The sequence below is a fragment of the Streptomyces sp. NPDC088147 genome, assembly GCF_044741565.1.
GTDB lineage: Bacteria > Actinomycetota > Actinomycetes > Streptomycetales > Streptomycetaceae > Streptomyces.
Genome location: NZ_JBIUSY010000010.1, coordinates 272,722 through 286,557 on the forward strand (window position 1 = coordinate 272,722; position 13,836 = coordinate 286,557).

12 protein-coding genes are annotated in these 13,836 nt (G+C 71.9%); 9 read left to right on the forward strand and 3 right to left on the reverse strand.

Annotated elements, in window-relative coordinates:
- Positions 1 to 88: 88 nt before the first annotated feature.
- Positions 89 to 718 (reverse strand): 1-acyl-sn-glycerol-3-phosphate acyltransferase, encoded by a 630-nt coding sequence (locus tag ACIOGX_RS32265; RefSeq protein ID WP_240046022.1) that lies wholly within the window; start codon positions 716 to 718, stop codon positions 89 to 91.
- A 277-nt stretch (positions 719 to 995) separates the two neighbouring features.
- On the opposite strand from ACIOGX_RS32265, the gene ACIOGX_RS32270 reads away from it, so the two are divergent.
- The 3 genes from ACIOGX_RS32270 to ACIOGX_RS32280 all read left to right on the forward strand — a co-directional run bounded on the left by ACIOGX_RS32270 (position 996) and on the right by ACIOGX_RS32280 (position 3,440).
- Positions 996 to 2,159 carry a glycerophosphodiester phosphodiesterase gene (locus ACIOGX_RS32270; protein ID WP_356513993.1) on the forward strand — a complete coding sequence of 388 codons (1,164 nt, stop codon included), beginning with the start codon at positions 996 to 998 and terminating at the stop codon, positions 2,157 to 2,159.
- Positions 2,160 to 2,287: 128 nt separating this feature from the next.
- Positions 2,288 to 2,884, forward strand: coding sequence for a sigma-70 family RNA polymerase sigma factor (locus tag ACIOGX_RS32275; RefSeq protein ID WP_356513991.1), 597 nt, complete (start codon positions 2,288 to 2,290; stop codon positions 2,882 to 2,884).
- Between the two features lie 37 nt (positions 2,885 to 2,921).
- Positions 2,922 to 3,440: a GNAT family N-acetyltransferase gene (locus tag ACIOGX_RS32280; protein ID WP_356513989.1), complete on the forward strand. Its 519-nt coding sequence runs from the start codon at positions 2,922 to 2,924 to the stop codon at positions 3,438 to 3,440.
- Positions 3,441 to 3,515: 75 nt separating this feature from the next.
- On the opposite strand, the gene ACIOGX_RS32285 is transcribed toward ACIOGX_RS32280, so the two are convergent.
- Complete coding sequence (locus ACIOGX_RS32285) at positions 3,516 to 3,986, reverse strand: hypothetical protein (RefSeq protein WP_383960991.1); 471 nt, start codon at positions 3,984 to 3,986, stop codon at positions 3,516 to 3,518.
- Between the two features lie 4 nt (positions 3,987 to 3,990).
- A complete protein-coding gene (locus ACIOGX_RS32290; RefSeq protein ID WP_401918178.1) occupies positions 3,991 to 4,350 on the reverse strand; it encodes a hypothetical protein in 360 nt (119 codons plus the stop codon).
- A 656-nt stretch (positions 4,351 to 5,006) separates the two neighbouring features.
- Between ACIOGX_RS32290 and ACIOGX_RS32295 the strand changes: the two genes are divergently transcribed.
- The 6 genes from ACIOGX_RS32295 to cobT all read left to right on the forward strand — a co-directional run bounded on the left by ACIOGX_RS32295 (position 5,007) and on the right by cobT (position 13,619).
- Positions 5,007 to 6,131, forward strand: a complete 1,125-nt coding sequence (locus tag ACIOGX_RS32295; RefSeq protein ID WP_401918180.1) for a methionine ABC transporter ATP-binding protein — start codon at positions 5,007 to 5,009, stop codon at positions 6,129 to 6,131.
- Complete coding sequence (locus ACIOGX_RS32300; protein ID WP_356513981.1) at positions 6,128 to 6,799, forward strand: methionine ABC transporter permease; 672 nt, start codon at positions 6,128 to 6,130, stop codon at positions 6,797 to 6,799. Before ACIOGX_RS32295 ends, ACIOGX_RS32300 begins: the two co-directional genes overlap by 4 nt.
- A 73-nt stretch (positions 6,800 to 6,872) precedes the next feature.
- Positions 6,873 to 7,733 (forward strand): MetQ/NlpA family ABC transporter substrate-binding protein, encoded by an 861-nt coding sequence (locus ACIOGX_RS32305; RefSeq protein WP_356513979.1) that lies wholly within the window; start codon positions 6,873 to 6,875, stop codon positions 7,731 to 7,733.
- 147 nt (positions 7,734 to 7,880) lie between these two features.
- Positions 7,881 to 8,519 (forward strand): GNAT family N-acetyltransferase, encoded by a 639-nt coding sequence (locus ACIOGX_RS32310; RefSeq protein WP_356513977.1) that lies wholly within the window; start codon positions 7,881 to 7,883, stop codon positions 8,517 to 8,519.
- Positions 8,520 to 8,724: 205 nt separating this feature from the next.
- Positions 8,725 to 9,945 carry a precorrin-6y C5,15-methyltransferase (decarboxylating) subunit CbiE gene (cbiE, locus tag ACIOGX_RS32315; protein WP_356513975.1) on the forward strand — a complete coding sequence of 407 codons (1,221 nt, stop codon included), beginning with the start codon at positions 8,725 to 8,727 and terminating at the stop codon, positions 9,943 to 9,945.
- Positions 9,946 to 10,289: 344 nt separating this feature from the next.
- Positions 10,290 to 13,619 (forward strand): nicotinate-nucleotide--dimethylbenzimidazole phosphoribosyltransferase, encoded by a 3,330-nt coding sequence (gene cobT, locus ACIOGX_RS32320; RefSeq protein WP_401918183.1) that lies wholly within the window; start codon positions 10,290 to 10,292, stop codon positions 13,617 to 13,619.
- The last annotated feature ends 217 nt before the right edge of the window (positions 13,620 to 13,836 follow it).

The following is a 13,836-nucleotide window of genomic DNA, read 5'->3' on the forward strand; positions in this document are numbered from 1 at the left end:
CACCGAGAAGACCGGGTCACCGAGAAGACGTGGAGCACCGACGGGGTGCCGGGCGCGGCGGGAGAGTTCTCCGGCCGCGCCCGGCGGGTTACGCCGCCTTCGCCTTCGTGGCGTACATGTCCACGTACTCCTGCCCCGACAGCCCCATGACCTCGGTCATCACCGAGTCCGTCACCGCCCGCAGCACATAGCGGTCGCGGTCCATGCCCTCGTACCGCGAGAACTCCATCGGCTTGCCGAAGCGCACGGTCACCTTGCCGGTCCTGGGCATGCCCGAGCCGTTCGGCTGGAGCTTGTCCGTACCGATCATCGCGAAGGGCACCACCGGTGCGCCCGTCATCAGCGTCAGCCGCGCGATGCCCGTACGGCCCCGGTACAGCCGGCCGTCGGGGGAGCGGGTGCCCTCCGGGTAGATACCGAAGATATTGCCGCCCTCCAGGATCCGACGGCCCGTCATCAGCGCCGCCACCCCGCCCCGGCCGCCGTCGCGGTCCACCGGGATCATGCCCACACCGGTGAAGAACCAGGCCATCAGCCGGCCCTTGAGGCCCTTGCCCGTGACGTACTCGTCCTTGCCGATGAAGAAGACCTGACGGTCACAGACCAACGGCAGGATCATCGAGTCGATGAAGGTGAGATGGTTGCCGGCGAGGATCACCGGCCCGCTCCCCGGAATGTTCTCGGCGCCTTCCACACGGGTGCGGAACATCAGGCGCATGATCGGTCCGAGCGCTGCCTTGATGAGCGCGAAGCGGGACAACGGGTCCTCCGGTGTCGTGCGATGTTGTTGGACGGCCGAGTAAATCTCTGCAGGTGAGGACGGTACTCGCAACTCCACACGAGCGCACATCGGGTTCACCGACCCGATACGCGCTGTTGACGTGAGTTTTCGCCACGTTCGCCCAGGGTCTCCCGTACGGAAGGCGAGGCCGCCTACGCTCGGCCCTCGTTTGGCAGTCGTTGACAGGTGCGGGACATCACATCGAGGAGCGTTCATGACACAGGGTGCGCGGAATACGCCCGGACGGCGGACCGTACTGGGAGCGGCGGTGCTCGGCTCGGCGGCCGTGGCGCTGCCCGCCTCGGCACAGGCGGCCGAGCGGGCCGCCGAACGCGGCCGGGGCGGCCACGGACCGGCGAAGCCGGCCCTGCCCGTGCCCACGATCATCGGCCACCGCGGCGCCAGCGGCTACCGTCCCGAGCACACCCTCGGCTCGTACCAGCTCGCTCTCGACCTCGGCGCGCATGTGATCGAGCAGGACCTGGTGCCCACCAAGGACGGCCATCTGGTGTGCCGTCACGAGAACGACATCACGGCCACGACCGATGTCGCGGACCACCCGGAGTTCGCGGGCCGCAAGACCACCAAGAGCGTCGACGGCGTCAGCCTCACCGGCTGGTTCACCGAGGACTTCACGCTCGCCGAGCTGAAGACGCTGCGCGCCAAGGAGCGCATCCCCGGCGTCCGGCAGCGCAACACCCTCTACGACGGCCGCTGGGAGATCCCCACCTTCGAGGAGGTGCTGCGCTGGGCGGACGAGCAGGGCCGCCGCCTCGGCCGCAAGATCTGGCTGTACACCGAGACCAAGCACCCCACCTACTTCCGCGGTCTCGGCCTCGGCCTGGAGGAGCCCCTCGCGAAGCTGCTGCGCCGCTACGGGCGCGACCGCAAGGACTCCGCCATATTCCTCCAGTCCTTCGAGCCGAGCAGCATGCAGCGGATGGCGAAGCTGGTCTCCTCGCCGCGCGTCGTCCTGCTCGACGCCGCCGGGACCCGCCCGTGGGACTTCAAGGTCGCGAACGACCCGCGTACCGTCGCCGATCTGGTCAAGCCCGAGGGCCTGAAGTGGATCGCGTCCTACGCGCAGGGCATCGGCCCGACGCTCGACCTGATCATCCCGAAGGACGCCGCGGGCAAGCTGGGCACGCCCACCACGCTCGTACGGGACGCGCACGCCAAGGGGCTGATCCTCCACCCGTACACGCTGCGCGACGAGAACTCCTTCCTGCCGGCCGACTTCCGGCGCGGTACGGACCCGAACGCGTACGGCGACGCCTTCGGCGCGTTCCGGGCCTACTTCGAGCAGGGCATCGACGGCATCTTCACCGACAACCCGGACACCGGTCTGCTGGCGCGGGCGGACTTCGTCAGCCGCTGACCGCGCGTGCCCCGGTCGGGTGACCGCCCGGCCGGGGAGCAACCGCCCGTCGTCGTGCGGACGTCACGGCGGGCATGACGTCAGTCCGGGCCGCCCGGCCCCTCCCCGCTCCCCGACCGCCCCTGCCCGTGGCGCACCGCCCGCCGGCGGGCACGTACCCGTCGGCGGGAACGCGCTCGTCGGAGCCCGCCCGGCCGTCGGAGCCCGCGCGGTCGTCGGCTCTCGTCCACGCGCTGCTTCCGCTGGTGCGCGCGGAGGCGGCGGCGGAGGCGCCGGGGGCCGGGGCCGAGCCGGGAGATCTCGAACAGGCCGCCTGGGTACGGCTGCTGGAGCGGCCGGCCGGCGAGCCCTGGCCCGGCGACACCGCGCGCTGGGTACGGGACGTCGTACGGGCGGAGGCCCGCCGCGCCCGGCGCACCGCCGTCCGCGAACTCCCGTACCGCCACGAACCCGCCGCCGGACCCGAGTCCGACCCCGAGGGCGCGGCGCTGCGCACCGACCGGAGGCAGATGCTCCGCGCGGCGATCGGCCGTACGCCCGGCCGCTGTCCGCTGGTCCTGACCGCGATGCTGTCGCCGGAGGATCTCACCTACCGCGAGATCGCGGGGGAGTTGGGTATGTCACAGGGCAGTTTGGGACCGTTACGTTCCAGATGCCTGGGATGCCTGCGCAGAATGCTGGCCGCCGAGGTTGCGGCTCCTGAACTCGGGGGAAAGGAGCGGTAGACCACCGGCGGACCAAGTGAGCGGGAGGCATGCACACATGGGCATGAGCGTGACCATCTCAGCGGCGAGAGCGCAGGACGCTGAACAGATCCTGAAGCTCCAGTACCTGTGCTACCAGAACGAGGCCGAGCTGTACGGCGACTACACCATCGAGCCCCTGACCCAGACGCTCGACGACCTGCGGGCCGAACTCGCCGAGGGTCACGGCCTGGTGGCCAGGCTCGGCGACGAAGTGGTGGCGTCGGTGCGCGGCAGTATCGACGCGACGGGCACCGCACGGATAGCCAAGCTCATCGTCCATCCCCGGATGCGGCGCCACGGCCTCGGCGGACGGCTGCTCGACGCCATCGAGACGCACTTCGCGGCCCAGCCGGCCGCCCAGCGCTTCCAGCTCTTCACCGGCCACCGCAGCGAAGGCAATCTGCGGCTCTACCGCAGCCGCGGTTACGCCCCGGTGTCGACGGAGCAGGCGGGTCCGCGACTGAGGCTCGTCACCCTGGAGAAGAACGCCGCGAAGGAAGCCGCGGCCGTGGGGGCGTACGTCGCCAGCGCCTGACGTGAGGGCGGAATCCCCGGCGGCACGACTCCAGTGGCACGGCCTCAGGGGTACGAAGGGGGTTCCGCTTCTCGATCAACCGGGACGGTGTTCGGCTTCCCGGTCACCCGGCGCGGGCGGCGGCGCGGTCGCCTGCCGACGGGACGTGCGCAGCCACAGAATGCCGGTGACCGGCAGCAGCACCGGAATGAAGAGATAGCCCATCCCGTAGTCCGACCAGACCGTGGCGTCCGGGAAGGCCGACGGATCGGCCAGCGTCCACGTCCCCACGGTCAGCACGCCCACCAGCTCCGCGGCGCAGCAGATCAGAGCGGCCTTCCGCGCCGTCTCGCCGCCGCGTACCAGCGTGTAGGTGATGAACGCGTAGACCACGGCGGCCAGGCCGGAGAGCGCGTAGGCCAGCGGCGCGCGGTCGAATTCCGTGGCGATCTGGTAGGCGGACCGGGAGACCGCGCCGACCGACATCACGCCGTACAGCCAGACCAGCAGCAGTCCGGGCCCCTGGACCAGCCTGACCGGAGCCCCGTCGGCGCCTTCGGTGGTCATGTCGTCAGCCTTCCCAGATGTCGTACAGCCGTACTTCCAGCACGGCCAGGACGACCGCTCCGGCGGCGACCGTGACCGAGCCCCAGCGGGTCCGCTCGCTCAGCGACAGGAACCCGGCCGCGGGCACCGCGAACAGCGCGCCCAGCAGATACGAGACGAAGATCACCGAGCCCTCGTCGGCCTGCTCGCCGCGCGCCAGCTGAACGATCCCGACGACCAGCTGCGCCAGCACGAGCACCGACACCACGGCCATGCCGATGAAGTGCCAGTCCTTGGTGGGCTGGTCGCGGTAGGCGGCGAAGCCGCACCAGGCGGCGAGGGCGAGCGCGGTCACGGAGACCGCGACCGTCAGGGCGACAAGCATGGGCCGAGCGTATTACGGGGCGAAAGACCCGCCGCGCCCGCCCCCGTGGGGCCGGTGCCACCGCCCCGCGCGGGCGGTCCCCGGGGCGGTGCCCACCGCCCCGGGGACCGTGGCCTTGGCCACAGAGGGCGACCGCTCCGGCCTGGCCCCGGCCGGAGCCCGCGCTCCCCGATCCGGGGCATCCGTGCAGGTCACAGCCGGTACGGTGGGGACAAGGGCCGGCCGTGACCGTCCCCGCACGGCCTCGTGGACCTGGACGGCGTGTCCGTATGCCGCGACGATTCTGTCCGCTATACGGACAACTCCCGGGGGTCCGAAGGCACGTCTGTTTTACTGACGACATGACCACAACGAGCTACCGCGTCCCCGCGACCGAGGCGAACCACACGCCCGGTGCTCGTTGTCTGTGTCGAATGTGCGCCAACTGAGGGCCCCTGCCTGAGCCTCGCGCCCCGAAGCGAGACCCGACGGCCGAGCCGCGTCCGGACCTGCGAAGGCCATGAGAGCCATGGCCCGAAGGTCCGCCGACGCGTCGTGCCCGCCCCCGCGTGCGCCGCCTCCCGGTCACCCACCGCGTCAGCGCGCCATGTCGGAATGACGAATGCCCCGTGCCCGGCGGACTCCTCGCCGCGCACTCGACAGTGATGGAAACCCCTGTGATCACTACTACGGGCCTGACGAAGATCTACCGGTCCGCCTCGTCGCACGGCCGCGACGTCACCGCACTCGACGGCGTCGACCTGCACGTCCGCGAGGGCGAGGTCTTCGGGGTCGTGGGACAGAGCGGCGCCGGGAAGTCCTCGCTCATCCGCTGCGTCAATCTCCTCGAACGCCCCACCGCCGGCACGGTCACCGTCGACGGCCGGGACCTGACCGCGCTCGCCGGCCGCGGGCGACGGGCGGGCAAGGATCTGCGCCGGGCGCGCGGTTCGATCGGCATGGTCTTCCAGCACTTCAACCTGCTGTCCTCCCGCACGGTCAGGGACAACGTCGAACTGCCGCTGGAGATCCTCGGCGTGGCGGGCCGGGAACGTACGCGCCGCGCCCTGGAACTGCTGGATCTGGTCGGTCTCGGCGACAAGGCCACGGCGTATCCGGCGCAGCTCTCCGGCGGTCAGAAGCAGCGGGTCGGTATCGCCCGCGCGCTGGCGGGCAACCCGAAGGTGCTGCTCTCGGACGAGGCGACGAGCGCCCTGGACCCGGAGACCACCCGCTCGATCCTCCAGCTGCTGCGCGACCTCAACCGGCAGCTCGGTCTCACGGTGCTGCTCATCACACACGAGATGGAGGTCGTGAAGACGATCTGTGACTCCGCGGCGCTGATGCGCGAGGGCCGGATCGTCGAGTCGGGCACGGTCGGCGAACTGCTCGCCACGCCCGGTTCGCAGCTGGCGCAGGAGCTGTTCCCGGTGGGCGGCGCGGCCACGGGCCCCGGCCGTACGGTCCTCGACGTCACCTTCCACGGCGCCGCCGCCACCCAGCCGGTGATCTCGCAGCTCGCCAGGACCTACAACATCGACATATCGATCCTGGGCGCCGCGATGGACACCGTCGGCGGCCGGCAGATCGGCCGGATGCGGATCGAACTGCCCGGCGCCTACGAGGACAACGTCGTACCGATCGGCTTCCTGCGCGAGCAGGGACTCCAGGCCGAGATCGTGGACGACGCGGCCACAGACGAAGCCACAGACGAAGGCGCGGCCGCAGCCACAGCCGCAGACGAAGCCGCGGCCACCGTCCCCGCGCAGAGCCCCGCACCGGTGAAGGAAGATGCCCAGTGACCTGGTCGGAAATGCAGCCGCTGCTGTCCCAGGGGACCATCGACACCCTCTATATGGTGCTGTGGTCCGCGCTCGTCACCCTCGCCGGCGGGCTGCCCCTCGGCATCCTGCTGGTCCTCACCGACAAGGGCGGACTGCTCCAGAACGCCCCGGTCAACAAGGCCGTCGGAGTGATCGTGAACATCGGCCGCTCGCTGCCTTTCATGATCCTGCTGATCGCGCTGATCCCGTTCACCACCCTGATCGTCGGCACCTTCATCGGCCCCACCGCGATGATCGTGCCGCTGGCGATCGGCGCCATCCCGTTCTTCGCGCGGCTCGTCGAGACGGCCATCCGCGAGGTCGACCACGGACTGGTCGAGGCCGTCCAGGCGATGGGCGGCTCGATCCCCACCATCGTCCGCAAGGTGCTGCTGCCGCAGGCCCTGCCGTCGCTGGTGTCCGCCGTCACCACCACCGTCATCGTGCTCATCGGCTACTCCGCCATGGCCGGGGCGGTCGGCGGTGAGGGGCTCGGATCCAAGGCCGTCACCTATGGATTCCAGCGTTTCGAGAACGGCTTCATGATCGCCACGGTCGTCCTGCTGATCGCGATCGTCACCGTGGTCCAGCTGCTCGGGGACGGCGTCGTACGGCTGCTGGCCCGCCGCGGCCGTACCGCCACCTGACCCGATTCCACCCTCCGGCCCGCACTCCTTGTCCGGGCCACGTCACCCGCATCACCGGAAAGAGGCACTCTTCGTGCGTACCACCGTCAAGTTCAGCGCGGCAGCCGCCGCCACCGCCGCTCTCGCCCTCGGCCTCAGCGCCTGCGGCACCTCCTCCGACCCGGGCGCCTCGTCCGCCGCCGGAGCCTCCGCCGACACCTCCGAGCCGCTCGTCGTCGCCGCGTCCCCGACGCCGCACGCCGACATCCTGAACTTCGTCAAGAAGAACCTGGCGGACAAGGAGGGCCTCAAGCTGGAGGTCAAGGAGTTCACGGACTACGTCCTGCCGAACACCGCCACCCAGAGCGGCGAGGTCGACGCCAACTTCTTCCAGCACAAGCCCTATCTGGACGACTTCAACAAGAAGAAGGGCACCGACATCGTGCCCGTCGTCAATGTCGAGCTGGAGCCCCTCGGCCTCTACTCCAAGAAGGTCAAGGACCTCAAGGAGCTGAAGTCCGGCCAGAGCGTCGCCCTCCCCAACGACACCACCAACGAGGGCCGCGCGCTGAAGCTGCTCGCGGACAACGGCCTGATCACCCTGAAGGACGGCGCGGGCACCGACGCCAACCTCGCCGACGTCAAGGACGCCAAGGGCCTGAAGTTCAAGGAGCTGGAGGCCGCCACGCTGCCCCGCGCCCTGAACGATGTCGACGCCGCCGTCATCAACGGCAACTACGCCATCGAGGCCGACCTCAAGCCCGCCGAGGACGCGCTGGCCCTGGAGAAGCCCGACGGCAACCCGTACGCCAACTTCCTCGCCGTCAAGCGCGGCAACGAGAAGGACCCGCGGGTGGAGAAGCTCGCGAAGCTCCTCAACTCGCCCGAGGTGCGGAAGTACATCGAGGACACCTACGAGGGCTCGATCGTGCCCGCTTTCGGTGCGGTCAAGTAGTCACCGCAGTAACGTTCTTGTCGGCGAGAGCCCCGTACACGCCCGTCGTGTGCGGGGCTTCCGCATCCGTACGGACCCGGCCATGCGCATCCTCCACCCGATGCTGCATGCTGTGCATTTACGACGGACTGAGGCATGGAGCTGTGCATGACTACCACCTTTCCGGACGTTTCCATCAGCACGGAGCGGTTGGTGCTGCGCCCCTTCGAGCCGGCGGACATCCCGGCACACATCGAGATGATGAATGACGAGCTGGTCACGGCCTGGACCTCCGTCCCCCATCCGTATACGAGAAGAGACGCCGAGGAGTGGACCGGCAGAATCGCCCCCGCCGAACGCCTGGAAGGGCGCGGGATCGCGTTCGCCGTCACCGAGTTCCTCACCCAGCGGCTCGTCGGCGTCGTACGGCTGCGGAACACCAACTGGCACGCACTCGCCACCGAGGCCGCCTATGTGACCGCGCCCTGGGCACGCGGTGAGGGATACGCCACCGAATCGGTGCTCGCGGTCGCCCAGTGGCTCTTCCGCGACCAGAAGTTCGAACGCATCGAGGTGCGCACCCCCGCGGGCAACACCGCCTCCCAGCAGGTCGCGCAGAAGATCGGCTGCATCAGCGAGGGCGTCCTGCGCAACGCCTGGATAGCGCGCACCCAGACCGAGGACGGCGGCTGGACCGACATCCGCACCGACCTGATCGTCTGGAGCCTGCTGCCCGAGGACCTCGAAGGCGTCGCCGAACAGATGGCGGACGCGACGGGCTACGCGTCCTTCACCGACTGGAACTGACGGCCGCCACCCGCACCGCCCGGCCGTCACCCGGCCGCCACCCACACCGCCCGGCCGCCTCCCGACCCGGCCAGGTACTCTCACCGTGCGCTCGCGACCGTACGGGCAGTGCTCCGTGCGGCGGCGGCGATCGACGACCACCGGCAGCGATCTCCCCCTCTGCCCCGCTTCCGCCCGCTCGACGACATTACGGAGACTGACGACGATGGCCGACCGCGTCACGGTGATCGGCTGGGACGGCTCGCCCCTCACCGCCGCGGCCAAGTCCGCGCTCTCCGCAGCCACTCTGGTGGCCGGAGCCGCCCACCATCTGGCGCTCCCCGAGGTGCCGCGAGGCGCCGAGCGCATCCGCCTCGGGTCGATAGACCTCGCGGCCCGCAGAATCGCCGGACACCGCGGCAGCGCCGTGGTCCTCGCCGACGGCGACCCCGGCTTCTTCGGGGTCGTACGCACCCTGCGCGCCCCGGAACACGGCCTGGAGGTCGAAGTCGTCCCCGCGGTCTCCGCCGTGGCCGGCGCCTTCGCGCGGGCCGGGATGGCCTGGGACGACGCCCAAGTCGTCGTCGCCCAACGCCGTACGCTCCGCCGCGCCGTCAACGTCTGCCGGGCGCACACCAAGGTCGCCGTCCTCACCTCCCCGGGCGCCGGCCCCGCCGAACTCGCGCTGCTCCTCGACGGGGTCCACCGCACCTTCGTCATCTGCGAGGAGCTCGGCACCGAACGGGAACAGGTCACCGTCCTCACCTCCGACAAGGCCGCCGACCACGTCTGGCGCGACCCGAACGTGGTGATCGTCATCGGCGGAGTCGGCACCGCGGTCTCCCCGGGCAGCGGCTGGATCGCCGGCCGCGACCCCGGATACCCGCCAGCCGCACGCGGCTGGGCGCTGCCCACCGAGGAGTACGGCATCGAGCTGGACGAGGGCGAGTCGACCTGGCTGCGCGCCGCCCAGCTGGCCAGGCTCGGCGCCCGTACCGGCGATCTCGTCTGGGACATCGGCTGCGGCAGCGGCGCCCTCGCCGCCGAGGCGGCCCGCTTCGGCGCGGCCGTCATCGCCGTCGACGACGAGCCGGGAGCCTGCGCCAGCACGGCCGCCGCCGCCCGCCGCGCCGGCGTACAGCTCCAGGTCGTCGAGGGACGGGCGCCGCACGCACTGGAGCGGCTGCCCGAGCCCGATGTCGTACGGATCGGCGGCGGCGGTGTCGATGTGGTCACCGCCTGCGCCGACCGCAGGCCCGAGCGCATCGTCACCCACGCGGCCACCCGGGACGAGGCCGAGGCGGTCGGAACGGCCTTGGCGGCGGGCGGATATGAGGTGGAGTGCGCACTGCTCCAGTCCGTCGGCCTCGACACCGGCGACTGGTCCGAGCGTGAGCGATCCGTCGTCTTCCTCGTCTCCGGCCGACGTCCGGAAAGCGGCCCCTGACCCTGCTTCCGCGCCGCGCGAGGTAGGCTGGCCGATCGTTGTACAGCAGCCGGGCGTTCGTCACTTCGTTCGTCAATGTCCGGAAAAGGGGCCCGTTTTGAGCCCTGATGTGGTACGGCGACAACCGGGGGACGCGCGACGTGGCGCAGTCCACAGCGGGCCGTGGCGGACACCACCGCCAGGGCTGTGAAAGACCGCGGGAGCCCAGACATCAGGGCCGACGCGGGCTTTCGTGCCGCCCGGCGCCCACGCTCGTTGTGTATGACGGGCGCCGGAAGCGCCGCGGATCGGGCGCCCCGGTGGAAGGGCTGAAGGAGCAGAACCAATGGGCGAGGGGTACGCACATGACTGACACCGGCCAGGTCCCGGTCGAGGGACTGCCGGAGAACGCAGGCATGGTGGAGCAGCCGGGCATCCCCGCTCCCGGCGCGTACACCTACCTCGACCCCTCCGCACCCGTCACCGAGGACGAAGACCTCCTCCTCATGCCGAGCGCCCAGGGCGGCTGGAACGACCCCCAGGTGGTGCCCGGCGAGGTGCCCGTCGCCTATGCCACGCCCGAGGGGTACGCCACGCCCGACGGGTACGCCGCCGCGCCGGAGAGCTATGCCCCGGCGGCGCCCGAGGGGTACGCCGTTCCCGAGCAGGCTCTGATCCAGCAGCAGATGCCGCCCATAGAACAGCCGGCGTCGATCCAGGAGCCGGTGGCGCAGGTCCGGGCCGAGGCGCCGGACGGGTACCAGCCGCAGCAGGAGTTCGCCGCCGAGCCCGCGCAGCCGGAGCAGGCCCCGGCCGCCGAGGCCGAGTTCGCACCGCCCGCCGCCCCCGTGGAGCCCGCGGCCCCGGTCGCGCCCGAGGAGGCGACGGATCTCGCGCAGCCTGCGCGGACAGCGCACCAGCCGGGTGCCCATGAGGCAGGGGGCCGGGACTCCGGTTCGGTCGATCTCACCGGCGTACGCATGCCACCGCCCGTACCGGCTCCCGCGCCCGCCCCCGCCCAGGCGCCGATGCGCCGCCCGCTGCACATGGGCCCGCCGGTACCCGACCCGACGGGCGGCGTGGTGCGTTCGCTCGCCGACCGGGGGCCCGCGGGGGCGCCGACGCAGGCCGTCCGGGTACGCGCCCAGGCGCAGGGGCCGGCCACCACGGGCCCGGAGTATCTGGACGTCCCGCGTGAGGAGTCCGCCCTCCTCGCGGGGCCGCAGCTGAGCGAGATCCCGCCGCAGGCCGGGGTTCCGTGGTCGGCCGAGCCGCCGGCCGCCGAGCCCGTGGCGGTGGCCGTGGCGCCGGAGGCGGCAGCAGAAACGGTCGTCCCGGAGCCGGAAGCCCAAGCCGAGCCCGTCGCCGAGCCCGTCCCGGTTCCGGCCGCGCCGGAGCCGGAGGTGGAGGCGGCCGTCGAGCCGGAACCGCGACCCGAGCCGATCGCCCCCGAACCGCCCGCCGCGGAGCACCAGCCGGAGCCCGCCCCCGAGCCGGAGCCTGCCCCGGAACCGCAGCCCGAGCCCGCGGCTGAGCCCGCGGCCGAGCCCGGGGCCCCGGCCGCCGTCGTGGTCGAGCCGGCCGAAGCGCAGGAGGAACCGGCTCCCGCCGCCGAGCAGGCCGAGCAGCCGACGGAAGAGCCCGTACACGTACCGGCCCCTGAGCCCGAGGCCGCCGCCCCGGAACCGGAGCCTGTCCAGGAGTCCGCCCCCGAGGCCGAGCCGGAGCCCGAGCCCGCACCCGTCCAGGAATCCGCGCCCGAACCGGCGCCTGAGCCTGCCCCCGAGCCGGAGCCGCAGCCGGAGCCGGAACCGCAGCCCCTCGCGGAGGCCGCCCCGGAACCCGTCCCCGAACCGGCGCCGGAGCCCGCCGCCGTACCGGAGCCCGAGCCTCAGCCCGCAGCGGCGGCGGCGGCCGAGGCCGAAGCCGTGCCCGAGCCCGCACCCGTCGCGCAGGAAGGCACCGCGGCCCCGTCCGGCTACGACGACGCCGAACGCGACGCCGTGCTCCGCGTGATGCGCGAGCGCCGGGACATCCGCAACGGCTTCCGCTCCGACCCCATCCCGCACGAGGTCCTGCTGCGCGTCCTGGAAGCCGCGCACACCGCGCCCAGCGTCGGCCACTCCCAGCCCTGGGACTTCGTCGTCATCCGCTCCGCCGAGACCCGGCGGTCCATGCACGAGCTGGCGCAGCGTCAGCGTGACGCGTACGCCAAGGCACTGCCCAAGGGCCGGGCCAAACAGTTCAAGGAACTGAAGATCGAGGCCATCCTCGACACCCCGGTGAACATCGTCGTCACCGCGGACCCCACGCGCGGCGGCCGGCACACCCTCGGCCGGCACACCCAGCCGCAGATGGCCCCGTACTCCTCGGCGCTCGCCGTGGAGAACCTGTGGCTCGCCGCCCGCGCCGAGGGCCTCGGCGTCGGCTGGGTCAGCTTCTTCGACGAGAGCGAGATGGTACGCGCGCTCGGGCTGCCCGAACATCTCGACGTCGTGGCGTATCTCTGCGTCGGATACGTGGACGAATTCCCCGTCGAGCCCGAGCTGATGCAGGCCGGCTGGTCCAAGCGCCGGCCGCTCTCCTGGGTCGTCCACGAGGAGACCTACGGCCGTCGCGCCCTGCCGGGCAAGGAGCCGCACGACCTCCTCCAGGAGACCATCGCCGGTATCCGCCCGCTGGACGCCAAGGCGCTGGGCGAGGCGTGGGAGCGGCAGAAGCGGATGACCAAGCCCGCCGGCGCGCTCGGCATGCTGGAGATCATCTCCGCCCAGCTCAGCGGATTGTCCCGGCTCTGCCCGCCGCCCATCCCGGAACCGGCGGCCGTCGCGATCTTCGCGGGCGACCACGGCGTACACGCGCAGGGGGTGACCCCGTGGCCGCAGGAGGTGACCGGCCAGATGGTCGCCAACTTCCTCGGCGGCGGCGCGGTGTGCAACGCGTTCGCGAACCAGGTGGGCGCGGAGGTCTGCGTCATCGACGTGGGCGTCGCGGGCGAACTCACGGCGACACCCGGCCTGGTGCCCCGCAAGGTCCGCGCCGGTACGGCCGACTTCACGACGGGCCCCGCGCTGAGCCGCGAGGACGTCCTCGCCGCGATCGAGGTCGGCATCGAGACGGCGCGCGATCTGGTGGCCGCGGGCAACAAGGCCCTGCTCACCGGCGAGATGGGCATCGCCAACACGACCGTGTCGGCCGCGCTGATCTGCGTCTACACCGGCCAGGACCCGGCGGAGGTCACCGGCCGGGGGACCGGCATCAACGACGAGATGCACGCCCGCAAGGTCGACGTCGTCCGCCGGGGTCTCGACCTCCACCGGCCCGACCCGTCCGACCCGGTCGGCGTCCTCGCGGCGATCGGCGGCCTGGAGCACGCGGCGCTGGTCGGATTCCTGCTGGGCGGCGCGTCGCTGCGTACGCCGGTCATCCTGGACGGCGTGAGCGCGGGCGCGGCGGCACTGGTCGCACGGGCGATCGCCCCGGAGGCGCTGGCGGCCTGCATCGCGGGCCACCGCAGCGCGGAGCCCGGCCATGTCGCGGCCCTCAACAAACTCGGCCTGCGCCCGCTGGTGGACCTGGACCTCCGCCTGGGCGAGGGCACGGGCGCGCTGCTGGCACTGCCGGTGGTGCAGAGCGCGGCGCGGGCGATGCATGAGGTGGCGACGTTCGACTCGGCGGGCGTAACGGAGAAGTAGCCTCCGGCGGTGCGTCTCCCGGCGGGGAGTCGTGGATCCGGGTGCGTTTCGGCTGGGGCCGGTGGTCTGGTGCGGGTTGTCGCCGGGGTGCGCGGTGGGCCTCCGGCGGGCCGTGGTCCGGGGTGCGTTTTGGCTGAGGTCGGTGGTCTGCGTGCGGGTTGTCGCCGGGGTGCGAGTCGGGGCCTCGTGCCCGGGACTCCATGATGTACGGCGGTCC

Coding starts and splice junctions, on each gene's coding strand:
- ACIOGX_RS32270 (WP_356513993.1), top strand. CDS start 996: ATGACACAGGGTGCGCGGAATACGCCCGGACGGCGGACCGTACTGGGA.
- ACIOGX_RS32290 (WP_401918178.1), bottom strand. CDS start 4,350: ATGCTTGTCGCCCTGACGGTCGCGGTCTCCGTGACCGCGCTCGCCCTC.
- ACIOGX_RS32310 (WP_356513977.1), top strand. CDS start 7,881: ATGACTACCACCTTTCCGGACGTTTCCATCAGCACGGAGCGGTTGGTG.
- ACIOGX_RS32280 (WP_356513989.1), top strand. CDS start 2,922: ATGGGCATGAGCGTGACCATCTCAGCGGCGAGAGCGCAGGACGCTGAA.
- ACIOGX_RS32285 (WP_383960991.1), bottom strand. CDS start 3,986: ATGACCACCGAAGGCGCCGACGGGGCTCCGGTCAGGCTGGTCCAGGGG.
- ACIOGX_RS32265 (WP_240046022.1), bottom strand. CDS start 718: ATGCGCCTGATGTTCCGCACCCGTGTGGAAGGCGCCGAGAACATTCCG.
- cobT (WP_401918183.1), top strand. CDS start 10,290: ATGACTGACACCGGCCAGGTCCCGGTCGAGGGACTGCCGGAGAACGCA.
- cbiE (WP_356513975.1), top strand. CDS start 8,725: ATGGCCGACCGCGTCACGGTGATCGGCTGGGACGGCTCGCCCCTCACC.